This window comes from Ornithinimicrobium pekingense DSM 21552 (assembly GCF_000421185.1).
GTDB classification, from domain to species: domain Bacteria; phylum Actinomycetota; class Actinomycetes; order Actinomycetales; family Dermatophilaceae; genus Ornithinicoccus; species Ornithinicoccus pekingensis.
In genome coordinates, this window is record NZ_ATWJ01000008.1 from 355,785 (window position 1) to 378,973 (window position 23,189).

Sequence of the window (23,189 nt, forward strand, 5' to 3'; positions counted from 1 at the left end):
GGTGCCGGTGCGCTACACGGTCAAGCAGGTCAGCCAGCTCACGGGGATCTCCACGGATCTGCTGCGCGCCTGGGAGCGGCGCTACGGCGTCGTGTCCCCGCGCCGGACGGCCTCGCGCTACCGCCTCTACGGCGACGACGACGTGGCCCGTCTGCGCCGCATGGCCGAGCTCGTCGCCGGAGGAGCCCCGGCGTCCCTCGCCGCCGAGCAGGTGGTGGCCGAGAGCCCGCCTGACCTCGACGGCGGGACCACCGCCTCGCCGGACGGGCCGCAGACCTCCGGCAACGGGCACCGCACCCCCGCAGGAGGCGCCGAGCTGGGGTGGACGCCGGCCGCCCTCCCCCCGTCGGCACTGCCCCCCGTCGACGCCCTGGCCGAGGCGGCCCGGAACCTCGACCGGGCCGCCCTGGAGCGCACGCTCGACCGTGCGATGGCGGCCGGCTCGTTCGAGACGGTCTTCGACGAGTGGCTCACGCCGGCCCTGGTGCGGGTCGGTGAGGGCTGGGCGGCCGAGGAGATCAGCGTGGCGGGCGAGCACTTCGTCAGCGCGGCGGTCCACCGGCGGCTGAGCCAGGCGTTCGAGGCCGCCGGCACGGCGGTCAACGCCCCGGTCGTCATGGTCGGGCTGCCGCCGCGGACGATGCACGAGCTGGCGGCGCTCGCGCTGGCCACCTGCCTGCGGCGCCGTGGGGTCGACGTGCGTTACCTGGGCGCCGACCTGCCGGTCGCCAGCTGGGTGTCGGCCGCCCGACGGCTCGAGCCGGCCGCCGTCGCCATCTCGGTGCCCCGCCCTGCGGACGAGCAGGCGGCGGCCGAGCTGGTGCGCGCGCTCGCCGAGGCCGACCCCACGCTGCGCATCTTCGCCGGCGGCCGGGGCTGCGCCGGCTGGGGCGAGGAGCAGCCGGCCACGGTGCTGCAGGGCTCGGTCACCCGCAGCGCGCACGACCTCGCCGTCAGCCTCGCGACCTGAGGCGCCCCGCCACGGCTCCGGCCAGCACTGCCACCAGCAGCGCCGCCGCCCCCGTGCCGACCCACCGGACCGCGTGCCGGGGGTCGGGGTCGACCCCCCGCATGGCCTGCCGCACGGCGTCCCGGTAGGACGTCACCCCGCCGGGCGGGGGTCCGACAAGCTCCTCCAGGTCGCGCTCGCGGCACACCACCTCGTGCACCAGGGAGCCCACGAGCGGCTTGGCCACACCGGCGTCCACCGGCGTGACGACGCCCACCCAGTGGCTGGCCAGCCAGGGGGTCATCACCGGCAGGGTGTAGATCAGCCGCCTGCGCTGACCGGTCTCCTCAGCGAAGACCTGCATCATCTGCTCGTAGGTCAGCACGTCGGGCCCGCCGATGTCGAACTCCCGGCTGACCTCGGCGGGCAGCCCAGCGGCGGCCACGAGCCAGTGGAGCACGTCCTCGATCCCGATCGGCTGGATCCTGTTGCCCAGCCATCGCGGTGCCACCATGACCGGCAGGCGGCTGGTGAGGTAGCGCAGCATCTCGAAGCTGGCCGAGCCCCGGCCGATGACGGTCGCCGCCTGGAGCACGGCGGTGGGGACGCCGGAGTCCAGCAGGATCCGGCCCACCTCGACCCGGGAGGCCAGGTGGGTGGACAGCTCACCGTCGGGGTGCAGCCCGGAGAGGTAGACGATGCGGGAGACCGACTCCTCGCGGGCGCCGGCCCCGAACCGCTCCGCCAGCCGACGGTCGCGGCCGACGAAGTCGCCACCACCGTCCATCGAGTGGATGAGGTAGTAGGCGACGTCGACCCCCTGCAGCGCGCGGCGCAGGTCGTCGTCGTCCCCGGCGTCCCCGCGCACGACGTCGACCCGGTCGGCCCAGGCCGCGGGCAGGTTCCCCGAGCGGGTGAGCACGCGCACGGCATACCCCGCCTGCAGGAGCCGCGGGACCAGCAGCCCGCCGACGTAGCCGGTGGCGCCGGTGACGAGTGCGGTGCGTGATGGGTCGTTCATGATGGGATCACCTCAGGGCGGACAGGAGCGGTGGAAGGAGCAGGAGCATGCCCGAGGACCACGTCACGTGGGTGATCATCGGGCCGAGCACGCCTCCGGTGACCCGTCGCTGCAGGGCGCAGACGAGACCCACGCAGACGGCGGCGAGCACGAGGAGGGGGACGCCCGACCCCACGGTGGTGAGGGCGTAGATGACGGTCGTGGCGGCCACGGTCCAGCGCTCGGGGATGGAGGCGTAGAGCGCGCCGCGGAAGAAGATCTCCTCGGCGAGGCCGTTGACCACGGTGATGGCCAGGACCAGCGGCAGCGAGCCGAAGCGGGCGTGGTCGAGCAGGTCGTCGACCGGCCCGCGCAGCGCGGGCACCTGGGCGACGAGGAGCGCCCCGGCCAGGAACACCGCCAGGAGCAGCAGGCCGAGGGCCAGGGACTGCACGACGGGCCGGGCGTATGCGGTGCCCGCGCGGGTGTGCGCCCGCCCCAGGTAGAGCGGGCCGCCCAGGAGCGCCCCGGCCGCCCAGGTGACCGCGAGCGCGGCGGTCCCGGCGTAGAAGAGCGGGTCCCCCGGCTCGAGCCGCAGGGACCACCACAGCAGCGCCGCGCCCACGACCAGCGTGACCGCCGCCACGACCCGGCGGCGTCGCAGCACGTGCGCCGGGTCGCGCCGGGTGCGGGGGACCTTGGTGACGAGGGCGGCGCGCACGAAGGCACGCAGCTCGGTCACCGGGTTCACGGATCCCACCCTGCCGTGGACCACGCGTTACGTCACCTCCAGACGAACTCCTGACGATCTCTTGACAAACATTGTGCACCCGGCGCAGCATGGAGAGTGCAGGTGGACCGGCAGGCGGTCGCGACCCTGTTGGAGAGGAACGAACGGTGACGACGACGGCGCCTACGGCCCCCGCCCGCGGTCGCACCCTCCGCTCCGTGACCGCCACTGCCGCCCCGGCCGGGCGACGACGTGCCCTGCGAGCCCGGCCGGGGACCTGCCCCTGCGAGGCGCGACCGTGACCGTCGAGTCCGTCTGGGACTATCCCCGGCCCCCCGCCGTGGACACCCGGGGCGGGGAGCGTGTGCAGGTCGTCCTCGGCGGTCGGGAGGTGGCGAGCACGGACCGCGCGCTGCGCGTCCTGGAGACCTCCCACCCGCCCACCTACTACCTGCCCCGGGACGCCTTCGCGCCCGGGGTGCTGCGGCCCGCGGAGCAGGGGCGCAGGACCGTGTGCGAGTTCAAGGGCGCGGCCGACTACTGGGACCTGGTCCTCGACGGGCTGCGCCTGGCCCGGGCGGGCTGGAGCTACGACCGGCCGCTGCCGGGCTTCGAGCAGCTGCGGGGGCACGTGGCGCTGATGCCGGGCCTCCTCGACGGTGCCACGGAGGCGGACGACGGCTGCTTCGTCGACGGGGAGCGCGTCGTCGCCCAGGAGGGCGGGTTCTACGGCGGCTGGGTGACCTCGCGGGTGACCGGCCCGTTCAAGGGCGCGCCGGGGACCCTGCTCTGGTGAGCGTCAGCGCCGCCCACAGCCCGACGACGAGCACGGCGGCCACGACCGCGGCATACCCCACGACCGTGTTGGCCGGCTCGCTCGCCAGCCGGCCGACCGCCACCCAGGCGACGCCCCACGTGACGGCGGCGGTGAAGGCGGTGCGCACGACCCGGTCCGGGGTGCGCGTGAGCAGGTAGCCGGCCAGCGCGACCACCACCAGCAGCACCGCCACCGTGGTCCAGGTCGCGACCGTGCCCTCCGCCGGCACCCCCAGGCCCACGAGCCAGAGCGCGACGTTGGCGCAGGTGGCCACGCAGATCCAGCCGAGGTAGAGCCCGAAGGTGACGGAGACGGCGACCCTCGGCAGCCAGCCCTCGTCGGGCAGGTCGGCCGTGCGTCGCAGGATCACGCCCAGGGCGGCCGCGATGCCGGCGATGACGACCACCGAGCCCAGGATCCAGCCGGCGAAGACCACGAGCAGCCAGATGCCGTTGAGCGCCAGCGACGCGGCCGCCGGCAGGCGCGTGCGCGCCGCCCACACCGACCCGGCCGCGCGGGGCAGCCACTGCCAGACCACGTAGAGGGCCAGGAAGAGGTAGATCACCGACCAGATGGAGAACGCCGGCCCGTCCGGCGCGATGAGCGTGGCCTCGTCGGAGAAGGACCCGCCGCCCTGCTCCTCGACGCCACCGCCGCCGAGCAGGCCGGTGCCGATCAGCGTCCCGACCACCCAGACCATCGCGGAGAGGGTCACCAGGAGCTGGTCGCGGCGCAGGGTGCTCATCCTGCGAGGCTACACACGGCCCTCCGGCCCCGCCCGGCGCTGCGCCTCGCGGGCCGCCCCCCGCAGCATCGCCCGCATGACCAGGACGTGCGCGGGCAGCTCGGCGGCCCACAGCAGTCGCCCCCGCAGCCCGTGCGGTCGCCACAGCAGGTGCTGCACGAGCCGGGCGCCCGGCCCGCCGTCGGGGTCCGCGAGCACCTCGTAGGTGAGCACGGCGGTGCCGGGCAGCCGCTGCCAGGAGGTCAGCGTCAGGCGACGTCCCGGCTCGAGCCCCGACACGACCCACCCGTCGACGGGGTCACCCAGGCGCAGCGGGCGTAGCGGCCTCGGGCGGCGCCCCGGTCCGCCGACCGCCCGGTCGAGGGCGAAGCGCAGCCGCCACAGGGTGTTGGCGGCATACCAGCCGTGCGGGCCGCCGAGGTCGGCGACGCAGCCCCACACGACGGAGGGCGGGGCCGCCACGTGCGTCTCGCGTCGTTCGTGCACGGCCTCTGACCTCCAGGCGCGGGCCGCCCTCACCCCACCTCGCCGCGCACGAGGCTGTCCCCGCCGTGGCCGGGGTCACCGTCCACGTGCTCGCGGGAGATGTCGACGACGGCGTACTCGACCAGGTCGAGGCCCTCGGGCAGCGGGAACTCGGCCGTCTGCCCGTCCAGCACCCCGAGCGTGACCATGCCGGAGACGTCGGGCCGCAGGAGCCACACCTCGAGGTAGCCGTCACCGGCGTCCGGGACGTCCTCCAGCTCGACGCGCAGCCGGGACTGGCCGTCCACCTGGACGACCTCCGCGCGGCCCTCGGCCCCGCCCTCGGCGAGGACCGCGAGGTCACCGCTGGCGACCACCTGCGCCGGTTCACGCTCGGCGAGGGCGATCCCGGCCCAGGTGAGCAGGGCGCCGGCGGCCGCGGCGGCGACCAGGCGCAGGCCACCACCCCGCGCTCCGCCTCCCCGCCTCGCCTCGCGGCGTGACCGTGCCCGGTGGAGGGAGGCGGGTGCCTCCGAGGTATGCCGTCCGTCCTCGCGCAGGGCGCGCGCGAGGGCCTCCCAGACCTGCGGCGGGGGTGCGTCGTCGACGTCTCCCGCACGGCGCAGCAGCTCCGCGGGGCGCCCGGCGGGAGCGTGGTCCAGGTCGTTCATCGGGCACCTCCCACGAGCGTGCGGAGCCGGGCCATGGTCCGGGTGGTGTGGGTCTTGACGGTGCCGAGGGGCAGGTCGAGCTCCTCGGCGATCTCGCGCTGGGTCTTGTCCTGGACGTAGGCCATGAGCACGATCTGGCGCTGGGGCTCCCCGATGCGCTCGAGCTCCTCGTAGATCGCCAGCAGGTCGTCCGCGTCGGCCGCGCTCCAGGCGGGCGACGCCGCGCCGGGCAGCTCCTCCGCGGCGGTCGGCACCTCGGCCGCCCGGTGCCGGGTGCGCAGGTGCTCGGCGATCTGGCGCCGGGTGATGCCCACGAGCCAGGCTCCCAGCGGGCCCTCCTCGTGACGGTAGGTCTCGCGCCGGCGCCACGCCGCGAGGAAGACCTGCTGGGTGACGTCGTCGGCGTCGGCCGGGCCGACCGCCCGTCTCGCCAGGCCGTGCACCAGTCCTCCCCATCGCTCGTAGGCGTGCTGCACCACGCTCTCGTCGCCGCCGGCCCACGCGGAGGCCAGCTGCTCCTCCTGCGCGGCGCTGCTCATGGCCACCGAATCTAGTTGACGCCCGGCGTCACGGCGCGCCGGCGGGGCCGGCGCGCTCGCGACGAAGGTGGTCATCCCTGCACCGGCTCCGCGGTGACCACGAGGTTGTCGGTGTAGTGGCCGGTCTGCCGTGACCACTCACCGGTGCAGGTCACCAGGTGCAGCGTGGGGGAGCCGTCCCGGCGGAACAGGTCGTCGACAGCCAGCTCGGGCTTGGCGACCGACACCCGCGACACGATCCGGTAGGTGGCGGTGCTGCCGTCGGCCAGGTCGACCTCGAGCTCGTCACCCTCCCGGGCCTCGGTCAGGGCCAGGAAGGCTCCGGGGCCGGACCTGTCGTCCACGTGCCCGGCGATGACCGCCGAGCCGTTGTCGGTGCCCGGGGCGGGTCCGTGGCGGTACCACCCGGCACGGTCGGCGTCCTCGGGGATCTCCATCTGGCCGTCGGCGGCGACGCCGACCGCGTCGAGCGGGACGTCGAGGTCGACGGAGGGGGCCCGCAGGCGGACCGGGGCCGGCGCGGGGTCCGGACGGTCGGCCAGGGCCGCCGAACTGCGGGCCGGAGGGGTGGGCACGGAACCGGCGGCGGGGGCCGCGGCCTGCGGGGCCGGTCGGCCGTCGTCCGCCGACCGGTCGGCCACGGGCGACTCCGGGGCCTCAGTGGCTGCGGCGCCGGAGGCGTCGTCCGCCGCGGGGGTGTCAGAGGAGGGGGCGGCCTGGGCCGTGCTGACCGGGCTGTCGGTGCCGAAGTCGGCCGCCTGGGGGACGGGGCTGGACAGCAGCCCCCGCAGCGCCCACCCGGCGACGGCCACGCACACGACGGTCACCAGGAGGGCGACGATGTCGAGACGTGTCCGTCGCCGGGATCGCGGGCGCATCGAGATCACGCAGCAGTGACGTTCGCGCGGATCACTCGACGCCCGGCGACGACCGCGCCGGCGGCCCCGGCCAGGGCCAGGACGAGGAGGGCACCCTGGTCTGCGAGGCCACCCTGGCCCGAGGGAACACCCTCGGGGGCGCTGTGCAGGCCGTCGATGGTCTGGACCGCCAGGTCGAGCGTGCCGTCCTCGGCAGAGCCCCACGCGTAGACGATCGTGTTGGTGCCCTCGGCGAGGTTGACGTCGGCCGGGCCGAGGACGACCTCGTCGGTGCCCGCGAGCACGACGTCGGCCGAGACGCTGCCGGCGTCGAGGTTCAGGACCTTCTCGTCGGGGTTGGTCAGGCCCTCGATGACCGGGCTGCCGCCGGCACGCACGTCCACGGCGGGGGCCGCGGCGGCGTGGCGCACGGTCAGCCGGGCCTGGCCCGCCTCGGTGGTGGACACGTCGTTGGCGAAGGCGCTCAGCATGGGGGTGCCGTCCTCACCGAGGTGGGCGGCGAGGGTCAGGTTGGCGCCTCCGGGGACCTCCAGGCCCTCGGCGGAGATGGCCGGCTCGGCGGAGTCGGGGGTGTCGCCGTCGGCGTAGACCTCGATGTCGTAGCTGCCGGCGGCCAGCATCATCGGGTCGGTCAGCGTGCCCGGGGCGAAGTCCGGCAGCGCCTCCTCGCCGTTGATGTAGACGTCGACGGTCAGACCCGGCACGCCGTGCAGCACGGAGACCGTGGACTCGTGGTCGTCGGCGGAGGCGGGCGCGGCAAAGGCGGCGAGCGAGACGCCGGCCAGCAGCGCCGTTGCGGTGGTGGTGGTCTTGCGCATCGGAGTTTCTCCTCGTGTCCGGGGCGGATCGTTTCCGCCCTCACCCACTACTACGGGCCCCGACCCGCCCGCGGATTCAACCTTTGTCAAATTTCTGTCACAGGTTTGTCTGTAGCCGCCTAGACTGGGCTTCATGACCTCGCTGCTGTGGCTCCGTCGTGACCTGCGCACCGCCGACCACCCGGCGCTGCTGGCGGCCCGCGACGCGGCGGACGGCGAGCTGGCCGTGTGCTTCGTCGTCGACCCCCTGCTGTGGGACGGCGGCGGGCCGGTGCGCCGGGCCTGGCTGGCCGCCTCGGTGCGCGCCGTCGCCGACCGGCTCGACGGACGGCTCGTCCTGCGACGCGGCAGCCCGCGCGAGGTGGTGCCCCGGCTGGCGCGCGAGCTCGGCGCGACGTCGGTGCACGTGACCCGGGAGACCACCCCGACGGGGGCCCGGCGCGACGCCAGGGTGCGCACCGCGCTGGAGACGGATGACGTCGAGTGGGTCGAGACCGGCACGCCGTATGCCGTGGGGCCCGGTCTGGTGCACAACCGCTCCGGCGACCCCTACCGGGTCTTCACGCCCTTCGCCCGCGCCTGGCGCGAGCACGGCTGGCCGGACCCGGCCCCCACCCCGCGCAGGCTCGACCTAGTGGACGCGCCCTCGGACGACGCGGCCGAGCGGGCGCTGGACGACGCCCTGTCGGTCGAGGACCTGCCGCGCCTGCCCGCGGCGGGTCAGGCCGCGGCGCTGCAGCGGTGGCGCGAGTTCCTCGAGGAGACGCTGGGCGACTACCACGCCGGCCGGGACCGACCCGACCTCGACGGCACCAGCCGCCTCTCGCCATACCTCAAGGTCGGTGCCGTGCACCCGCGCACGCTGCTGGCGGACCTGGCGGGGCGCAGCGGGCGCGGCGCGCAGACCTACGCCACCGAGCTGGCGTGGCGGGAGTTCTACGCCGACGTGCTGCACCACCAGCCGCACAGCGCCTGGCACGACCTGCGCGAGGCCCTGGGGTCGTTGCGCTACGACGAGCCCGAGGACGCCATCGAGGCGTGGAAGCAGGGGCACACCGGTTATCCGGTCGTGGACGCGGGGATGCGGCAGCTGCTGGCGGTCGGCTGGATGCACAACCGGCTGCGGATGATCACCGCCAGCTTCCTCACCAAGGACCTGCACGTGTGGTGGCCCGTCGGTGCCCGCCACTTCCTGGACCACCTCCTCGACGGCGACCTGGCGTCGAACAACCACGGGTGGCAGTGGGTGGCCGGCACCGGCACCGACGCCTCCCCCTACTTCCGGGTGTTCAACCCCGTGACGCAGGGGCAGCGGTTCGACCCCGACGGCGACTACGTGCGCCGGTGGGTCCCCGAGCTGGCGCACCTGCCCGGGCGGGCCGTGCACGAGCCCTGGGAGCACCCCGAGGGCTACGCGCACGGCTACCCGGAGCGCATCGTCGACCACGCCGAGGAGCGCAAGGAGGCGCTGCGGCGCTACGAGGCGGTGCGGTAGGCGACCGGCTCAGAGGTCGCCCGGAGTCGCCTCGTGCCCGGGCCGGCCGTGCGTGCGCCGCTGCTGCTTCAGCTCGGCCTCGAAGACGTGCCGGCGCCCGTCGGTGACCTCCTCGCGCACCGCCCGGTCGAGATCGCGCGCGGTCGCCCAGTAGCCGTCGTCGAAGTCCTCGACGACCTGGAAGCTCCACCGGCCGGCGATGACGTTGAGCCCGATCAGCTCCTGCCGCAGCCGCTCGGCGAGCTCGCGGTGACCGCTGGCCTCGAGCTGGTCGGCGCCGTCGCCGAAGCCGAAGTCGGCCGCACCGATGAGCTGGTGGAAGGAGTAGAGGTGCCCACGGGCGCGCTCCACCTTCTCGAGCGCCTCGCTGATGGTGCCGGCGGCCTCGACCTCGGCGTCGGTCGCACCCGCAGGGCGGGCGTGCTCGGGGTCGAGGTCGCGGCCGGTGCGGTCGTCGTCGCTCATGCCGTCAAGGTAGACGCACGCCGTCCCGCCCGCTCGCTCACAGGTTGGCGTCGACGAACTCCCTGGCCACCTCCGCCGGGTCCTGGCCCTCGCTGACGACCTGGACCATCATCTCGGTGAGGTTGTCGGTGGTGAGCGCGCGGGACACCGCGTTGAGGGCGTCCTCGACCGTGGGGTTGACGACCTCCGAGCTGATGAGCGGCACGATGTTCTGCGCCGCGAAGAGCGACTCGGGGTCCTCGAGCACGACGAAGTCGTTCTCCTCGATCGCCGGGTCGGTGGTGAAGATGTTGGCGGCGTCGACCTGGCCGTTGGCCAGGGCCTGCACGGTGAGGTTGGACCCGGCGGCGAGCGAGCGGAACTGCCCGAACTCCACGCCGTAGACCTCGGCCAGGCCGGCCACGCCGTTGGGCCTGGTCTCGAACTCCGGCGGGCCGCCGAGCACGAGGTCGCCGGCCTGCCCCTCGAGGTCGGCGATCGAGGTGAGGCCGAGCTCCTCGGCGGTCTCGCTCGTCACGACCAGGGCGTCCTTGTCCTCGGCCTCGCTGATCTCCAGCAGCTGCAGGCCTTCGGGCAGGTTGTCCTGCGCCTCCTGGAGGACCTCCTCGGAGGAGGTGGCGGTGATCTCGGGGTTGAGGAAGGTCGCCAGGCCTCCGGTGTACTCCGGGATGAGGTCGATCGACCCGTCCTCCAGCCCGGCCATGTAGGTCTCGCGGCTGCCGATGTTGAGGGTCGTGGACACCTCGACGCCCTGGTCGGACAGGGCCGCGGCGTAGATCTCGGCGAGCAGCTCGTTCTCCGGGAAGTTGGCCGAGCCGACGACCACGGAGCCCACGTCGCCGGAGGACGCGCCGCCCTCGGTCTCGCCGCTGTCGTCGGTCGTGCCCCCGCTGGGGGTGTCGCCGGCCCCCTCGTCGGCGTCGAGCGGGTCGCCGCCGCCGCAGGCGGACAGCGCCAGCGTGGCGGTCAGGGCGAGCAGGACGGCGGGCATGCGACGCATGAGGTTCCTCCCGGGTAGGCGTGGCGCCAAGAGTGTCACGAAGAACCGCCGCCCCGCACGCCGAGCAGCGGGAGGATCTCGGCGAGGGCGGTCACCCGCTCGACCCCCTCGGCCTCGAGCGGGATGCCCGGTGTCTCCAGCAGCACACCGCGCACCCCCGCGGCCTGCGCCGACAGCACGTCGCCGGGGCGGTCACCGACGGCCAGCGCGTCCTCGGCCGCGAGGTCGTGCCGGCGCAGCAGCTCGAGGACCATCGCGGGGTCCGGCTTGCGGGGGAACCCGTCCGGCGCGCACACCATGTCGTCGACCGCCAGCCCCAGGGTGTGGAGCAGCTGGGTCGCGCTCTCGCGGTCGCGGTGGGTGGCGACGAGGTTGAGCCCGCCCTGCCGGCGGACCGCCTCCATGACCTCTCGTGCCCCGTCCATGACCGGCGGAGGGTCGGTGCGCCACAGCTCCTTCGTGGCCTCGTAGGCCGAGCGCAGCGCCTCGGACGACATGCCGTGCCGCTCGGCGAGCACCTCGACGGCGTGGCCGCTGGAGATGCGCGTCAGCAGCGCGACCTCGTGCAGCTCCGCGTCCGTGGGCGGGCGCCCGTCGCCGTGGACCGCGGACGCCAGCGCCCGGTCCACGTCGGGGTAGGTGTCCGCGAGCGTGCCGCCGAGGTCCCAGATCACCGAGCGCATGGCCCCATTGTGCGGGCGGCTCAGCGCGCGGACGCGGTGGACAGCCCGGGCGAGACGAGGGCCCGCTGCACCAGGGCGAGGGCCTGGTCGACCGCCAGGGCCAGGGCGGCCACGACGAGCGCACCACCGGCCATCTGCGCGTAGTCACGGCTGGCCTGGCCGTCGATGAGGAACCGGCCGAGCCCGCCCATCCCCACCACCGCTGCGATCGTGGCGGTGCCGATGATCTGGAGCATGGCCGCCCGCAGGCCGGACATGATCAGCGGCATCGCCCCCGGGACCTCGACCTGGCGGAGCACCTGGGCGCCGGTCATCCCCATACCCCTGGCCGCGTCGCGGGCCGCGGGGTCGGTCGCCTGCACCCCGGCGTAGGTGCCCGACAGGATCGGGGGCACGGCGAGCAGCACCAGGACGATGAGCGCCGGGAGCTCGAAGGCGAGCTCGCCGCGCAGCCGCGGCAGCAGGAGGAGCACCGCGACGAAGAGCACCCCCAGCGACGGGATGGCCCGGAAGGCGCCGGCGATGTTGACCGCCAGCCAACGACCGCGGCCGGTGTGACCGACCCACAGCCCGACCGGCACGGCGACGAGCGCGGCGACCAGGAGGGCGATGAAGGAGTAGCGCAGGTGCGCCAGCGACTGCGCCAGGATCCCGCCGGGCCCGCTCCAGCTGGCCGGGTCGACCAGCCACTCCCACACCGAGACGATCATGCCGGCACCCCCCGACGCAGCCACGGGGTCACGGCCCGGGCCAGCAGGGCGATGGCCGCGTCGAGCAGCAGCGCCAGGGCCACGCACGCGCCGACGCCCACGACGATGGGCCCCATCGCGTTGCGGTTGAACCCGTCGGTGAACAGCGACCCCAGCTGGCTGACGCCGACGAGCGCGGCGATGGAGACGATCGAGACGTTGCTCACCGCGGCGACGCGCAGGCCGGCGGCGACGACGGGGACGGCCAGGGGCAGGTCGACGGCGACCACGCGGCGCAGCTCGCCGTAGCCCATCGCGGTCGCCGCCTGGCTCACGTGCGACGGGACCGAGGCGAAGCCGTCGGCGACCGTGCGCGTCAGCAGCGCGACGGTGTAGATCGTCATGGCGACGAGGACGTTGGCGTCGTCGAGGATCCGGGTGCCCAGGACCAGGGGCAGGAGGATGAAGAGCGCGAGGGAGGGGATGGTGTACATCAGGCCGGTGCCCGCGACGAGGGGCGGGCCCAGCCAGCGCACGTGGCGGGCGAGCCAGCCCAGCGGGAGGCTGATGAGCAGGCCCACGACCAGTGGCACGCCCGCCAGGTAGAGGTGGCGCAGGGCCAGCTCCCCGAGCGTGCCCCAGCCGACGCTGTCGATCATCGGAGGGTCCCCAGCGCCCGGAGCACCTCGTCGGCCCCGACCGTGCCGACCACCCGGCCGTCCTCGACGACGACGCCGCGGCGGCTCGGGGAGGACAGGACGGCGTCGAGCAGGGTGCGCGCGCTCGCGCCCGCGGGGGCGAGGGTGCCGAGCCGGTGCAGCCGCGAGTCGGTCAGGGGGCCGCCCCAGCCGGTGGCGTCGGCCCAGCCGATCGGCGCGCCGACCTCGTCGACGGCCAGCACCCACCCGGTCCCTGCGGGCACGGACTCGCCCAGCCGGGCGGTCAGGACCGGGCTGGGGGTCACGGCCACGTCGACGAAGCCCAGCGCACGGTAGCCGCGGTCGCGCCCGACGAAGGTCGCGACGAAGTCGTCGGCCGGCTCGGCCAGGAGCTCGGCGGGGTGGGCGAACTGCGCCAGGTGTCCGCCCTGGCGCATCACGGCGACCATGTCACCGAGGCTCAGCGCCTCGTCGATGTCGTGGGTGACCAGCACGACCGTGATGCCGAGCTCGCGCTGGAGCCGGCGGACCTCGTCCTGCAGCTCGGCCCGCACGATCGGGTCGACCGCGCTGAACGGCTCGTCCATGAGCACGACCTCGGGGCCGCTGGCCAGGGCGCGGGCGACGCCCACGCGCTGCTGCTGGCCGCCGGAAAGCTGCGTGGGGTAGCGCCGGGCCTGGTCGGCCGTCAGGCCCACCTTCTCCAGCGACTCCATCGCGGCCGCTCGCGCCCGGCCGCGGTCCCAGCCGAGCAGCCGCGGGACCGTCATGACGTTGGCCAGCACGGTGCGGTGCGGGAAGAGGCCGGCGTGCTGGATGACGTAGCCGATGCTGCGCCGCAGCTGCGCCGGGGGCCGGTCGGCCACGTCCCGGTCGTGGATGAGGATGCGGCCCGAGCTCGGCTCGACCATGCGGTTGATCATCCGCAGGCTGGTCGTCTTGCCGCAGCCCGAAGGACCCACGAGCACAGTGATGCCGCCCCCGGGCACCTCCAGGTCGAGGCCGTCGACCGCGACCGTGCCGTCGGCATACCTCTTGGTGACACTCTCGAAGCGGATCATCGACGCCCACACTATGCGCAGCGGGCCCGTGAGGCCCCCGCCCCGTGCATCTCCCGGCGCGCACAACGGCACCCTCCCCGGGGGTATGCGGTGAGGTCGCGCGTCGCGCACGCCGGTCGGTGCGGTGTCGTCGCGGTGCCCCCGGGTGAAGGGAGCGGGTGTGCGGCCCGACCTGCGGTCATACTCGGAGCATGGCTTGCGAACCGGCGCACGAGGACGGGCTTCCGAGCACCGTGCAGCGCCTCGCCGACACCTTCCTGCCGACCCGGCACGGCACCTTCCGGATGACCGCATACCGGGACGACTCCGGCGAGGAGCACGTCGCGCTGAGCATGGGGATCGGTGACGACGACCCGGCGGACGCGCGCCCGCCGCTGGTGCGGGTGCACTCCGAGTGCCTGACCGGTGACGCGCTGGGGTCGCGCCGCTGCGACTGCGGCGAGCAGCTGCAGCACGCGCTGCACCTGGTGGCCCGCGACGGCCGGGGGGCGGTGCTGTACGTGCGGGGGCACGAGGGCCGCGGGATCGGCCTGGTGGAGAAGCTGCGCGCCTACGCCCTCCAGGACACCGGCGTGGACACCGTTGACGCCAACCTGAGGCTGGGCCACCCGGCCGACGCCCGCACCTACGACCAGAGCGCGGCGATCCTGGCCGACCTGGGGGTGCGGCGCATCCGGCTGCTCTCCTCCAACCCCGCCAAGGAGGTCGCCCTGGCGGGGCTGGGCGTGGACGTGGTGGCCCGCCGGCCGCTCGTCGTGCCGGCCCGGCCGGAGAACGAGCACTACCTGCGGACCAAGCGTGACCGGATGGGCCACGACCCCGCCGACGTCGGCGAGTGGGAGCTGCTGCTGGCCGGCGGGCAGGTCAGCGGCGGCGTGCTCTCGGAGCGCTACGGCGACCTCGTGCGTCCCGACGGTCCCGCGGTCCTGGCCCAGCTGGGCCAGAGCCTGGACGGGTTCATCGCCAGCCGGACCGGCGACGCGGTCTTCGTCACGGGCGAGGCGGACCGCGAGCACCTGCACCGGCTGCGGGCGCTGGTCGACGCCGTCGTCGTCGGGGCGGCGACCGCGGCCGCCGACGACTGCCGCCTCACGGTCCGCGCCGTGGCCGGCCGGCACCCGGTGCGGGTGGTGCTCGACCCGCGGGGCACGCTCCCGGTCGGCTCCGCGCTGCTCACCGACGGCACCGCGCCGACCCTGTGGGTGGTCGGGCCCCACGCCGACGCGTCCGCGCCCGCGCCGCACGTGGAGGTCCTCCGCTGGCACCGGGACGGCCCGATGGAGCCCGCGGCGCTCCTCGCGATGCTCCGCGGCCGCGGCCTGGACCGGGTGCTCGTCGAGGGCGGGGGCCGGCTGGTCTCGGCCTTCGTGGCGGCAGGGGTCGTCGACCGCCTCTACCTGACGACCGCCCCGCTCCTCATCGGCGACGGCGTGCCCGGCCTGCGGGTGGGCGGGACCGACCGCCTCGCCGACGCGCTGCGGCCGCCGGTGCGCCGCTGGGTGCTCGGGGAGGACGTGGTCACCGAGTTCGACCTCACCGGGTCACCCGCCCCGTCAGCCCCCGCCCTCTCCGGGCCGGCCCGCCACGCCCTCCGCTCGGTGCGGCAGGACGAGCAGGTCGACGTGCCCGACACGGACGGACAGACCGGCTGACCGCACCTGCCGGAGACGGTCGGTGAGCCACCGGTCCACCAGCCGGCGGGACTCCTCCTGCCCCGCCTGCTCGCGCGCGGCGTCGGCGCGCTCGACCAGGAACCGCTCCAGCAGCTGCGGGCGGCGCGCGTCGAGCACCCACGGCGTGCGGGCCCGCTCGACCGCGAGACCGTGCGCGACCAGCTGCTCGGTGAGGACCGACGGGGCCAGCGGCCCCGGCCGCCCGCCCCGTCGCTGGTGCGCGTCGAAGAGCCCGGCCACCGCCCCGTCCGCCGGGTCGCACGGCGTCCACCGCACCTCCCCCGTCACGGACAGGGCGAACAGCGCCGGACCGCCGGTGCGCGCCACCGCGTCGGCCAGCTGGCCGAGCTCCTCGGTGGTGAGCACGTCGAGCAGGGCCGTGCAGGTCAGCAGCGTGGGCCGGTCATCGGCGCCGTCAGCGTCGAGCAGGTCCTCGAGCACGGCAGCCAGGTCGCGCACCCCCGCCCGGACCCGGACCGCGTCCCCGTGGCCGGCGTGCCCCAGCAGGTCGGGGTCGTGGTCGACCACGACCCAGTCCTGGGCGAGCGGCAGCCGGGGGGAGAGGTAGGCGTGGTTGGCGCCGGTCCCGGCCCCCACGTCGACGACCCGGACGGGGGCGGTCCCGCCGGCCCTGAGGTGGTCGACGAGCCGCTCGAGCAGGACGGTGGCACCGGCGTCGCGCGCCTCGGTGTCCGCCTCGCGCCGCAGCGTCAGCCAGTCGGCGCTCGCCCTCGACGGGGGCCCCTGGCCGTGCCGCCCGGTCGGCTCCTGCGTCGTCATGCGCCGATCCTGCCGAGCACCCGGTCGATCCGCTCGACGGTCCTCCCCCAGCCCGGCAGGGCGGCACGCCGTTCCAGCGCCGCCTCCCGCCAGGTCGCCCGCAGCGCGGGCCCGGCCAGCCACCGCCTCAGCACCGCCGCGAGCTCCGCGGGGCCGTCCGGGGCCACGACCTCGCCCGGCCGGCCCTGCCGTCGCGGTGCCTCCAGGTCACCGGTCAGCGCCTCCACCGCACCGGTCCCAGCGCCCACGACGGCGGGTATGCCGTGCGCGAGCGCCTCGGCGACGACCATCCCGTAGGTCTCCGAGCGCGACGGGTGCACCAGCAGGTCCGTGCCGGCCCAGACGGCCTCCAGGGCGTCCCCCGCCAGGGCGCCCGTCCACCGCACCCGCCCCGAGAGGCCACGGTCGTCCGCGTCCGCGACGAGGGCGCTCAGGTGGTCGACGTCCGGGGCCGGCCCCGCCACGACCAGGCTCCACGGCAGGTCATCCACCTGCTGCAGGGCAGCGAGAAGGACGGCATGGTTCTTCAGCGGGGTGAGCGCGCCGAGCGACAGCAGCCCGGGCGTGCCCGTGGGGCCCAGGCTGCCGGGGGCGACGGGTGCGGGGTCGGTGCCGGGGAGCGCCACCGCGGCGTCGGTCACACCGTGCCGCGCGGCGAGCCGCTCCCGCGCCCACGTGCCGGTCGTCACGACGGCCGTCGCCGCGCGCAGGGCGTGCCGCTCCCGCTCGTCGAGCTCGCGGGCAGCTCCGGCCTCGGCCCCGGCGCCGTCGGCGAGGAGGGAGTGCACCAGCAGGACGGTCGGCCGCACGGCCGCCGAGGTCGCCACCACCTCCGGCGCGGCGCAGCCGACCAGCCCGTCGAGGACGACCGGGCCGCCGCCCGCCGCCCGGAGCCGCTCGTCCAGGCGCGCCGTCTCGTCGGCGCTCGGCCAGGGCCACCCGCCCGCCGCGGCGACCACCTCGACCCGACGGCCGAGGCGACGCCACCGCGCGACGAGCGCCGCGTCATACCTGTCCCCCCCGCTGGGCACCTGCGCCGGCCGGTCGGGGACGACGAGGGTCAGGGTCACGCGGGCAGCGCGAGCCGGAAGGAGGCCCAGGCGTCCGGGTGCTCGCGCAGCACCACCTCCACGGCGGACAGCCCGGTCGTGTCGACGGACTCGACGAGGCGCTCGGCGACCCACCGGGCGAGGTACTCGGTGGTGGTGAGCACGCCGGCGAACTCCTCCACCTCGTCGAGGTTGCGGTAGGACAGGCGTCCCAGCACCGCGGACAGGGCCTCGGTCGCGGCCCCGATGTCGAGCACGACGTTGTGCTCGTCCAGCCCGGCCCGCTCGAAGCCCGCCTCGACGACGAAGGTCGCGCCGTGCAGGCCCTGTGCGGGCCCGAAGAAGGGGTCGGGCAGGGAGTGGGCGACCATCAGATGGTCGCGGACGGTCAGCGTGAACACGGATGGACCTCCAGGGTGGGTGGTGGTGGGTGCCGGCCGATCGTCAGGTGTCGTAGCCGACCACGTGGCAGAGCCCGGGCTCGCCGGCGGCCAGGCGGCCCATCAGGGCGGGCAGCTGCTCGAAGGGCGTGGGGCCGGCCAGGAGGTGGTCGAGCCGTGGGTCCTGCGCGGCCCGCAGCGCCACCCCCATCCGGCCGGCGTGGTCACGGCGGGCCGCGCGGTGCGGGCTGACCCGGCTCACCTGGCTGGCGCGGACCCGCAGCCGCCGGGCGTGGAAGTCGGACCCCAGGTCGACGGAGACGGGGCGGTCGCCGTACCAGGACAGCTCGACGACCTCACCCTCGTCACCGAGCAGCGACAGCGCACGCCCCAGGCCCGCGGCGGTGGCCGAGCAGTGAAAGACGAGGTCGCACCCCCCGGTGGCGTCGTCCGGGGAGACCCCCCGGGCGCCGAGGTGCGGCGCGAGCGCGACGCGGTCCGGGTCGGGGTCGACGAGCTCGAGCCGCTCCAGCGGCAGCTGCGCCAGCAGGGCGGTGACGCTGGCACCGACCATGCCACCGCCGACGACCGCCACCCGGTCGCCGTAGAGGGGGCGTCCGTCCCACAGCGCGTTGACGGCCGTCTCGAGGGTGCCCAGCAGCACGGCGCGCCGGTCGGGCACGGCGTCCGGCAGGGCGGTGAGCGCCTCGACGGGCACGACATACCGGTCCTGGTGCGGGTGCAGGCAGAAGACCCGGCGACCGACCCACTCCGCGTCCCCGTCCTCGACGACCCCGACGGAGAGGTAGCCGTACTTGACCGGGCCCGGCCCGGTCAGGTCGCCGACCTGGAAGGGGGCGCGCATCCGCCCGGCGACGGACGACGGCACGCCGCCGCGGTGGACGAGCAGCTCGCTGCCCCGGCTCACGCCCGAGGCCGTCGCGCGCACGAGGGCCTCACCGGGGACGGGGGCCCGCAGGTCCTCGCCACGGATCTCCCCGTGGCCGGGGGCGACGGTCCAGTAGGCACGGGCACGCATGCGCGCCATTGTGTCCCGCCGGGCGGGCGCCCGCCGTCCTGGACCGCCGACCCGGCCCGCCCGTGCGCACGAACCCCTCGCCGGGGGCCCGTGCGTCCTCTACGCTCGAGGCGGAGGGCGACCTCGCGTGTCCAAGGTAGTTGTCAAAGGTTTGTTCAGCGTGGCATGCTGGGTTTCCGACGACGCTGGGGGATCCTCCGAGGCCGCCAGCCCCGCCACAGAGACGAGCTCGAGATGACGACAGGAACGACGGCACCCGACCCGGACGCTGCGCCGACCGCGCCCGCGGCGCCCGACCCCGAGCCGCACGCCCGCTTCTTCTCGACCGGACGGGCCCAGGTCGTCGACGAGCACGACGGCGTCCTGTGGGACGCCCTCTCCGGCCTGACCGAGGGCGGCAAGCGCTTCCGCCCCACCCTGCTCCTGCGCATGCACGAGGCGCTCGGCGGCACCGACCGTCGCGCGGCCGCCCGGGTGGCCGACGCCGTCGAGCTGCTGCACACCGCCTTCGTCGTCCACGACGACGTGATCGACGGCGACGTCGTGCGCCGTGGCCGGCCCAACGTGACCGGCACCTTCACCGCCCGGGCCGTGACGGCCGGCGCGACCCCCGACCGGGCACGGCACTACGGGGAGGCCGCGGGGATCCTCGCCGGCGACCTGGCCCTGGCGGGTGCGGTGCGGGAGGTCGCGCTCTGCGGGGCGCGGCCCGAGCAGGTCGTGCAGTTGCTCGACCTGCTCGAGGAGGTCCTGCACCGCAGCGCCGCCGGGGAGCTCGCCGACGTGCGGGTCAGCCTGACCGGCGACGCCTCGCTGGAGGAGACGCGCGACATCGCCTGCTGGAAGACGGCCGCCTACTCCTTCGAGCTGCCGATGCAGGCGGCCGCGATCCTCGCCGACGCCGACGAGCAGGTCGTCGAGGCGCTGGGCGAGGCCGGGCGCTGCCTGGGCCTGGCCTTCCAGCTGCGCGACGACCTCGACGGCGTCTTCGGCACGGCCGAGCAGACCGGCAAGGACCCCCTGTGCGACCTGCGCGAGGGCAAGTGCACCGCGCTCGTGGCCTTCGCCCGGTCCAGCCGGCTGTGGCCCGAGCTGGCCCGGTACGTCGGCGACCCCCACCTCACCGAGGAGGGCGCCGCCCGCGCGCGGCAGATCCTCGTCGCGTGCGGCGCCCGCTCGGCCGTCGAGGCCATGGCGGCCGAGCTGGCCGCGTCCGCCATCTCCGCGACGCGACGGCTGCCCGCCGGTGCGGCCGACGCCCTGCGCGCGATGGTCCACCGGCTGGTCCCCGTCGAGCCCACCCAGACCGACCTGCCCGGCTCGCTGCTGGCCACCGCACCGGTGCTGCCCGCGGCGGACGACGTCGCGCTCGCCGGCCCGGCGCCGGCCCCCGCCCGGGGCGCGGCGTGATGTTCCTCCGGCCCCCGCGCCGCTCCGCCGGGCCCCCGTGCTCGTCGACCTACGACCGCGCGGCACGGGCCAGCGCCGCGGTGGTCATCGGCGAGTACTCCACCTCCTTCGGGTGGGCCACCCGGCTGCTCCACGAGCCGGTCCGCACGCACGTGCGCTCGATCTACGCGCTGGTCAGGGTCGCCGACGAGCTGGTCGACGACGACCGGCAGCCCTGGAGCCGCGCCCACCGGGCCGCCCTCCTGGACGGCCTGCAGGCCGAGACGCACCGGGCGCTGGAGACCGGGGGCAGCGCCAACCTCGTGGTGCACGCCTTCGCGCTCACCTCCGCCGAGCACGGGATCGGCCGCGACCTGGTGGACCCCTTCTTCGACTCCATGCGGGCCGACCTGTCCGTGCAGGTGCACGACCCCCAGAGCCTGTCGGGCTACCTCTACGGCTCCGCCGAGGTGGTGGGGCTGATGTGCCTGCGCGTCTTCGTCGACGGCGACCAGCGGCGCTACGACGCGCTGGCCCCCGGCGCGCGCCGGCTCGGCGCGGCCTTCCAGAAGGTCAACTTCCTGCGCGACCTATGCGACGACCAGCAGGTGCTGGGGCGCACCTACTTCCCCGGCGTCGACCTGACCACCTTCACCGACACCGAGCGCGACCTCCTGCTCGACGACATCGACGCCGACCTCGCGGCCGCGGCCGCCGTCATCCCGCAGCTGCCGCCGAGCAGCCGGTGCGCCGTCCACTGCGCCCACGCCCTCTTCGCCGAGCTGTCCCAGCGCCTGCGCCGCACCCCGGCCGAGCAGATCGCGCGCGAGCGGGTCCGCGTCCCCGACCGCGTCAAGGCCCAGCTCGTCGCCCGCAGCCTGGTGGCCGCCCGATGACCGCGGAGACGACCCCGGCGGCCGGCCGCCGGGTCGCCGTCATCGGTGGCGGCATCGCCGGCCTCGGCACCGCGGCGCTGCTCGCGGCCGAGGGGTATGAGGTGGACGTCTTCGAGCAGCAGGACACCGTCGGCGGGCGCGCCGGGTCGGTCGCGGTCGACGGCTTCCGCTTCGACACCGGACCGTCGTGGTACCTCATGCCGGAGGTCTTCGAGCACTTCTTCCGGCTGCTCGGCACCACCGTCGAGGAGCAGCTGGACCTGCGGGTCCTGGACCCGGCCTACCGCGTGTTCTACGAGGGCGAGCCCGGGGGCGAGCAGCCACCGCCCCTCGACGTCGTCGCCGACACCGACGCCAACCTGGCCACCTTCGAGGCGGTCGAGCCCGGCGCCGGGGCGCGCCTCGCGGCATACCTGGAGTCCTCCTCGGAGGCCTACGAGGTGGCGCTGCGCCACTTCCTCTACACCAGCTTCACCTCCCCCCTCGCGCTGGCCTCGCCCGACGTCCTGCGCCGCCTCCCGCGGCTGCTGCCGCTGCTCGTGCGCTCGCTCGAGGACTTCGTGGCCGCCAGGTTCACCGACGTGCGCCTGCGCCAGGTCCTGGGCTACCCGGCGGTCTTCCTCGGCTCCTCCCCGGACCGGGCGCCCAGCCTCTACCACCTGATGAGCGGGCTGGACCTGACCGGCGGGGTGATGTACCCCCAGGGCGGCTTCACCCGCCTCATCGAGGCGGTGGCGCAGCAGGCCACCCGGCACGGGACCCGCATCCACACCGGCGCCACCGTGGTCGGGGTCGGCACCGAGGACCTCACGCCGACCGGCCGCCGCGGCCTCCGGAGCCGGTTGCGCGGGCGGGGGCCGCGGGCCCGGGCGACCGGCGTGCGGTGGCGCGACGCCGACGGCGTGGAGCACGAGCACCGCGCCGACGTCGTGGTGGGCGCCGGTGACCTGCACCACCTGGAGACGCGCCTGCTTCCCGAGCACCTGCGCACCTACCCCCAGCGCTACTGGGACCGCCGCTCCTCCGGGCCGGGCGCCGTCCTCGTGCTCCTCGGCGTGCGCGGCGAGCTGCCGACCATGCCGCACCACTCCCTGTTCTTCACCTCCGACTGGCACGCCAACTTCGACGCGATCTTCGCCGGGCAGGTGCCCAGCCCGGCGTCGGCCTACGTGTGCAAGCCCTCGGCGACCGACCCCGGTGTCGCACCGGAGGGTCACGAGAACCTCTTCGTCCTCGTGCCCGTGCCCGCCGACCCCGGCCTGGGGCGGGGCGGCGCCGACGGCCGGGGAGACCCGGCGGTCGAGGCGGTCGCCGACGCGGCGATCGACCAGGTGGCCCGGTGGGCCGGGGTCCCCGACCTCGCCGAGCGGGTCGTCGTGCGCCGCACCATCGGGCCCGGCGACTTCTCCGCCGACCTCAACGCCTGGCGCGGCGGCATGCTCGGGCCGGGCCACACGCTGCGCCAGAGCGCGATGTTCCGCGCGCGCAACCGCTCGCGCCGCGTGGACGGCCTGCTCTACGCCGGGTCCAGCACCATCCCCGGGATCGGCCTGCCGATGTGCCTCATCAGCGCCGAGCTCGTGCTCAAGCAGCTGCGCGGCGACACCTCCAGCGGCCCGTCGCCCGAGCCGGCCGACGCTGCTCCTGCCCGCCCGGCGGACCTGGCGGTGGGCGGGCGGTGACCGCGCTCCTCTACGGCGCGAGCCTGCTGGCCGCGACCTGCTGCATGGCGCTGCTCGACGCGCGGTTCCGACTGGTGCTGTGGCGCGCGCCCCGGCGCAGCGCCCTGGTGCTCACGGCCGGCATCGCCTTCTTCCTGCTCTGGGACGTCGTCGCCATCGCGCTCGGGTTCTACCACCGCGGCGAGAGCGAGGCGATGACCGGGCTGATGCTCGCTCCCGAGCTGCCCGTCGAGGAGCTGCTCTTCATCACCTTCCTGAGCTATCTCACGCTGGTGCTGCACGGGCTCGTGGGCCTGGCGCTGGACCGGGCGGGGGCGGGCACGCGATGACCTACGCCGGGCTCGCCCTCGTCTTCGTCGGGCTCTCCGCCGCCGTGGCGGCCGGGGTCGCCGTCGTGCGCCGGCTCCCGGCGCGGTGGTGGCTCACCACCGCGGTGACGGTGGCCGTGCTGCTCGTCCTCACCGTCGTCTTCGACAGCCTGATGATCATCTCCGACCTGTTCCGCTTCGACGAGAGCTCGCTGCTGGGCGTGCGCCTGTGGCACGCTCCGGTGGAGGACCTGGCCTGGCCGCTGGCGGCCGGGCTCCTGCTCCCCGCCCTCCGGGAGCTTCTCGACCCGAGGGAGACGAGCGAGTGA

At 75.4% G+C, this 23,189-nt stretch carries 27 protein-coding genes; 9 read left to right on the forward strand and 18 right to left on the reverse strand.

What is annotated here, in order from left to right; genetic code table 11:
• The first annotated feature begins 1 nt into the window (after window position 1).
• Window positions 2–970: a MerR family transcriptional regulator gene (locus K330_RS19730; RefSeq protein WP_022921131.1), complete on the forward strand. Its 969-nt coding sequence runs from the start codon at window positions 2–4 to the stop codon at window positions 968–970.
• On the opposite strand, the gene K330_RS19735 is transcribed toward K330_RS19730, so the two are convergent.
• Both K330_RS19735 and K330_RS0107025 read right to left on the reverse strand, forming a co-directional pair.
• Window positions 954–1,970 carry an NAD(P)H-binding protein gene (locus tag K330_RS19735; protein WP_084617258.1) on the reverse strand — a complete coding sequence of 339 codons (1,017 nt, stop codon included), beginning with the start codon at window positions 1,968–1,970 and terminating at the stop codon, window positions 954–956. The two genes, K330_RS19730 and K330_RS19735, sit on opposite strands and share 17 nt — an antisense overlap.
• A gap of 7 nt (window positions 1,971–1,977) precedes the next feature.
• Window positions 1,978–2,700, reverse strand: coding sequence for a CPBP family intramembrane glutamic endopeptidase (locus K330_RS0107025; protein ID WP_029202414.1), 723 nt, complete (start codon window positions 2,698–2,700; stop codon window positions 1,978–1,980).
• Between the two features lie 277 nt (window positions 2,701–2,977).
• Here K330_RS0107025 and K330_RS0107030 point away from each other — a divergent pair, with 277 nt between their 5' ends.
• Window positions 2,978–3,475 (forward strand): DUF427 domain-containing protein, encoded by a 498-nt coding sequence (locus K330_RS0107030; RefSeq protein ID WP_229665725.1) that lies wholly within the window; start codon window positions 2,978–2,980, stop codon window positions 3,473–3,475.
• Here K330_RS0107030 and K330_RS0107035 read toward each other — a convergent pair.
• The 6 genes from K330_RS0107035 to K330_RS0107060 are packed head-to-tail and all read right to left on the reverse strand — an operon-like array spanning window position 3,444 to window position 7,612.
• A complete protein-coding gene (locus tag K330_RS0107035; protein WP_022921133.1) occupies window positions 3,444–4,241 on the reverse strand; it encodes a tryptophan-rich sensory protein in 798 nt (265 codons plus the stop codon). The two genes, K330_RS0107030 and K330_RS0107035, sit on opposite strands and share 32 nt — an antisense overlap.
• 9 nt (window positions 4,242–4,250) lie before the next feature.
• On the reverse strand, window positions 4,251–4,727 hold the full coding sequence (locus K330_RS0107040; protein WP_022921134.1) for a DUF2867 domain-containing protein: 477 nt from the start codon (window positions 4,725–4,727) through the stop codon (window positions 4,251–4,253).
• A gap of 29 nt (window positions 4,728–4,756) precedes the next feature.
• Entirely contained in the window at window positions 4,757–5,377 is a 621-nt protein-coding gene (locus K330_RS22535) for an anti-sigma factor (protein WP_022921135.1), read from the reverse strand.
• Window positions 5,374–5,991, reverse strand: coding sequence for an RNA polymerase sigma factor (locus tag K330_RS0107050; RefSeq protein ID WP_029202416.1), 618 nt, complete (start codon window positions 5,989–5,991; stop codon window positions 5,374–5,376). Before K330_RS0107050 ends, K330_RS22535 begins: the two co-directional genes overlap by 4 nt.
• Window positions 5,988–6,794, reverse strand: a complete 807-nt coding sequence (locus K330_RS24510; RefSeq protein WP_268238265.1) for a class F sortase — start codon at window positions 6,792–6,794, stop codon at window positions 5,988–5,990. The genes K330_RS0107050 and K330_RS24510 overlap by 4 nt, the downstream gene beginning before the upstream one ends.
• Window positions 6,795–6,799: 5 nt before the next feature.
• Window positions 6,800–7,612: a DUF4397 domain-containing protein gene (locus K330_RS0107060; RefSeq protein ID WP_022921138.1), complete on the reverse strand. Its 813-nt coding sequence runs from the start codon at window positions 7,610–7,612 to the stop codon at window positions 6,800–6,802.
• Window positions 7,613–7,745: 133 nt separating this feature from the next.
• Between K330_RS0107060 and K330_RS0107065 the strand changes: the two genes are divergently transcribed.
• On the forward strand, window positions 7,746–9,107 hold the full coding sequence (locus K330_RS0107065) for a cryptochrome/photolyase family protein (protein ID WP_022921139.1): 1,362 nt from the start codon (window positions 7,746–7,748) through the stop codon (window positions 9,105–9,107).
• Between the two features lie 9 nt (window positions 9,108–9,116).
• Here K330_RS0107065 and K330_RS0107070 read toward each other — a convergent pair whose 3' ends face one another.
• From K330_RS0107070 to K330_RS0107095, 6 genes are read right to left on the reverse strand one after another with little or no spacing between them, the layout of a single operon-like run.
• Window positions 9,117–9,572 carry a hypothetical protein gene (locus K330_RS0107070; RefSeq protein ID WP_022921140.1) on the reverse strand — a complete coding sequence of 152 codons (456 nt, stop codon included), beginning with the start codon at window positions 9,570–9,572 and terminating at the stop codon, window positions 9,117–9,119.
• Window positions 9,573–9,609: 37 nt separating this feature from the next.
• Window positions 9,610–10,572 carry an ABC transporter substrate-binding protein gene (locus K330_RS0107075; RefSeq protein ID WP_022921141.1) on the reverse strand — a complete coding sequence of 321 codons (963 nt, stop codon included), beginning with the start codon at window positions 10,570–10,572 and terminating at the stop codon, window positions 9,610–9,612.
• Window positions 10,573–10,607: 35 nt separating this feature from the next.
• On the reverse strand, window positions 10,608–11,255 hold the full coding sequence (locus tag K330_RS0107080) for an HAD family hydrolase (RefSeq protein WP_022921142.1): 648 nt from the start codon (window positions 11,253–11,255) through the stop codon (window positions 10,608–10,610).
• Window positions 11,256–11,275: 20 nt separating this feature from the next.
• On the reverse strand, window positions 11,276–11,965 hold the full coding sequence (locus tag K330_RS0107085) for an ABC transporter permease (RefSeq protein ID WP_029202418.1): 690 nt from the start codon (window positions 11,963–11,965) through the stop codon (window positions 11,276–11,278).
• Window positions 11,962–12,603: an ABC transporter permease gene (locus K330_RS0107090; RefSeq protein WP_022921144.1), complete on the reverse strand. Its 642-nt coding sequence runs from the start codon at window positions 12,601–12,603 to the stop codon at window positions 11,962–11,964. The genes K330_RS0107085 and K330_RS0107090 overlap by 4 nt, the downstream gene beginning before the upstream one ends.
• On the reverse strand, window positions 12,600–13,664 hold the full coding sequence (locus K330_RS0107095; RefSeq protein ID WP_022921145.1) for an ABC transporter ATP-binding protein: 1,065 nt from the start codon (window positions 13,662–13,664) through the stop codon (window positions 12,600–12,602). Before K330_RS0107095 ends, K330_RS0107090 begins: the two co-directional genes overlap by 4 nt.
• A gap of 191 nt (window positions 13,665–13,855) precedes the next feature.
• Here K330_RS0107095 and ribA point away from each other — a divergent pair, with 191 nt between their 5' ends.
• Complete coding sequence (gene ribA / locus K330_RS19750; RefSeq protein ID WP_022921146.1) at window positions 13,856–15,316, forward strand: GTP cyclohydrolase II; 1,461 nt, start codon at window positions 13,856–13,858, stop codon at window positions 15,314–15,316.
• Here ribA and K330_RS22540 read toward each other — a convergent pair.
• From K330_RS22540 to K330_RS0107120, 4 genes are read right to left on the reverse strand one after another with little or no spacing between them, the layout of a single operon-like run.
• Window positions 15,218–16,117: a class I SAM-dependent methyltransferase gene (locus K330_RS22540; RefSeq protein ID WP_022921147.1), complete on the reverse strand. Its 900-nt coding sequence runs from the start codon at window positions 16,115–16,117 to the stop codon at window positions 15,218–15,220. The two genes, ribA and K330_RS22540, sit on opposite strands and share 99 nt — an antisense overlap.
• The gene (locus K330_RS19760) at window positions 16,114–17,187 is read right to left on the reverse strand and encodes a glycosyltransferase family 4 protein (protein ID WP_022921148.1); all 1,074 of its coding nucleotides are present in this window, start codon (window positions 17,185–17,187) and stop codon (window positions 16,114–16,116) included. The genes K330_RS22540 and K330_RS19760 overlap by 4 nt, the downstream gene beginning before the upstream one ends.
• Entirely contained in the window at window positions 17,184–17,567 is a 384-nt protein-coding gene (locus K330_RS0107115; RefSeq protein ID WP_022921149.1) for a 6-pyruvoyl trahydropterin synthase family protein, read from the reverse strand. Before K330_RS0107115 ends, K330_RS19760 begins: the two co-directional genes overlap by 4 nt.
• A gap of 43 nt (window positions 17,568–17,610) precedes the next feature.
• Window positions 17,611–18,585 (reverse strand): zinc-dependent alcohol dehydrogenase, encoded by a 975-nt coding sequence (locus K330_RS0107120; RefSeq protein WP_202804506.1) that lies wholly within the window; start codon window positions 18,583–18,585, stop codon window positions 17,611–17,613.
• A 234-nt stretch (window positions 18,586–18,819) separates the two neighbouring features.
• On the opposite strand from K330_RS0107120, the gene K330_RS19765 reads away from it, so the two are divergent.
• Genes K330_RS19765 through K330_RS0107145 form a run of 5 tightly spaced genes read left to right on the forward strand, consistent with a single transcriptional unit; the run spans window position 18,820 to window position 23,189 of the window.
• On the forward strand, window positions 18,820–19,995 hold the full coding sequence (locus K330_RS19765) for a polyprenyl synthetase family protein (protein WP_022921151.1): 1,176 nt from the start codon (window positions 18,820–18,822) through the stop codon (window positions 19,993–19,995).
• On the forward strand, window positions 19,995–20,870 hold the full coding sequence (locus K330_RS0107130) for a phytoene/squalene synthase family protein (protein ID WP_040657791.1): 876 nt from the start codon (window positions 19,995–19,997) through the stop codon (window positions 20,868–20,870). Before K330_RS19765 ends, K330_RS0107130 begins: the two co-directional genes overlap by 1 nt.
• Window positions 20,867–22,552, forward strand: coding sequence for a phytoene desaturase family protein (crtI, locus tag K330_RS19770; protein WP_022921153.1), 1,686 nt, complete (start codon window positions 20,867–20,869; stop codon window positions 22,550–22,552). The genes K330_RS0107130 and crtI overlap by 4 nt, the downstream gene beginning before the upstream one ends.
• A complete protein-coding gene (locus tag K330_RS19775) occupies window positions 22,549–22,881 on the forward strand; it encodes a lycopene cyclase domain-containing protein (protein ID WP_022921154.1) in 333 nt (110 codons plus the stop codon). The genes crtI and K330_RS19775 overlap by 4 nt, the downstream gene beginning before the upstream one ends.
• Window positions 22,878–23,189 (forward strand): lycopene cyclase domain-containing protein, encoded by a 312-nt coding sequence (locus K330_RS0107145; protein ID WP_022921155.1) that lies wholly within the window; start codon window positions 22,878–22,880, stop codon window positions 23,187–23,189. The genes K330_RS19775 and K330_RS0107145 overlap by 4 nt, the downstream gene beginning before the upstream one ends.

Excerpts from the sequence above, each read along its gene's own strand:
- K330_RS19735 (WP_084617258.1), bottom strand. The coding sequence starts at position 1,970 with ATGAACGACCCATCACGCACCGCACTCGTCACCGGCGCCACCGGCTAC.
- K330_RS0107035 (WP_022921133.1), bottom strand. The coding sequence starts at position 4,241 with ATGAGCACCCTGCGCCGCGACCAGCTCCTGGTGACCCTCTCCGCGATG.
- K330_RS22535 (WP_022921135.1), bottom strand. The coding sequence starts at position 5,377 with ATGAACGACCTGGACCACGCTCCCGCCGGGCGCCCCGCGGAGCTGCTG.
- K330_RS0107050 (WP_029202416.1), bottom strand. The coding sequence starts at position 5,991 with ATGACCACCTTCGTCGCGAGCGCGCCGGCCCCGCCGGCGCGCCGTGAC.
- K330_RS24510 (WP_268238265.1), bottom strand. The coding sequence starts at position 6,794 with ATGCGCCCGCGATCCCGGCGACGGACACGTCTCGACATCGTCGCCCTC.
- K330_RS0107060 (WP_022921138.1), bottom strand. The coding sequence starts at position 7,612 with ATGCGCAAGACCACCACCACCGCAACGGCGCTGCTGGCCGGCGTCTCG.
- K330_RS0107065 (WP_022921139.1), top strand. The coding sequence starts at position 7,746 with ATGACCTCGCTGCTGTGGCTCCGTCGTGACCTGCGCACCGCCGACCAC.
- K330_RS0107070 (WP_022921140.1), bottom strand. The coding sequence starts at position 9,572 with ATGAGCGACGACGACCGCACCGGCCGCGACCTCGACCCCGAGCACGCC.
- K330_RS0107075 (WP_022921141.1), bottom strand. The coding sequence starts at position 10,572 with ATGCGTCGCATGCCCGCCGTCCTGCTCGCCCTGACCGCCACGCTGGCG.
- K330_RS0107080 (WP_022921142.1), bottom strand. The coding sequence starts at position 11,255 with ATGCGCTCGGTGATCTGGGACCTCGGCGGCACGCTCGCGGACACCTAC.
- K330_RS0107085 (WP_029202418.1), bottom strand. The coding sequence starts at position 11,965 with ATGATCGTCTCGGTGTGGGAGTGGCTGGTCGACCCGGCCAGCTGGAGC.
- K330_RS0107090 (WP_022921144.1), bottom strand. The coding sequence starts at position 12,603 with ATGATCGACAGCGTCGGCTGGGGCACGCTCGGGGAGCTGGCCCTGCGC.
- K330_RS0107095 (WP_022921145.1), bottom strand. The coding sequence starts at position 13,664 with ATGATCCGCTTCGAGAGTGTCACCAAGAGGTATGCCGACGGCACGGTC.
- ribA (WP_022921146.1), top strand. The coding sequence starts at position 13,856 with ATGGCTTGCGAACCGGCGCACGAGGACGGGCTTCCGAGCACCGTGCAG.
- K330_RS22540 (WP_022921147.1), bottom strand. The coding sequence starts at position 16,117 with ATGACGACGCAGGAGCCGACCGGGCGGCACGGCCAGGGGCCCCCGTCG.
- K330_RS0107120 (WP_202804506.1), bottom strand. The coding sequence starts at position 18,585 with ATGCGTGCCCGTGCCTACTGGACCGTCGCCCCCGGCCACGGGGAGATC.
- K330_RS19765 (WP_022921151.1), top strand. The coding sequence starts at position 18,820 with ATGACGACAGGAACGACGGCACCCGACCCGGACGCTGCGCCGACCGCG.
- K330_RS0107130 (WP_040657791.1), top strand. The coding sequence starts at position 19,995 with ATGTTCCTCCGGCCCCCGCGCCGCTCCGCCGGGCCCCCGTGCTCGTCG.
- crtI (WP_022921153.1), top strand. The coding sequence starts at position 20,867 with ATGACCGCGGAGACGACCCCGGCGGCCGGCCGCCGGGTCGCCGTCATC.
- K330_RS0107145 (WP_022921155.1), top strand. The coding sequence starts at position 22,878 with ATGACCTACGCCGGGCTCGCCCTCGTCTTCGTCGGGCTCTCCGCCGCC.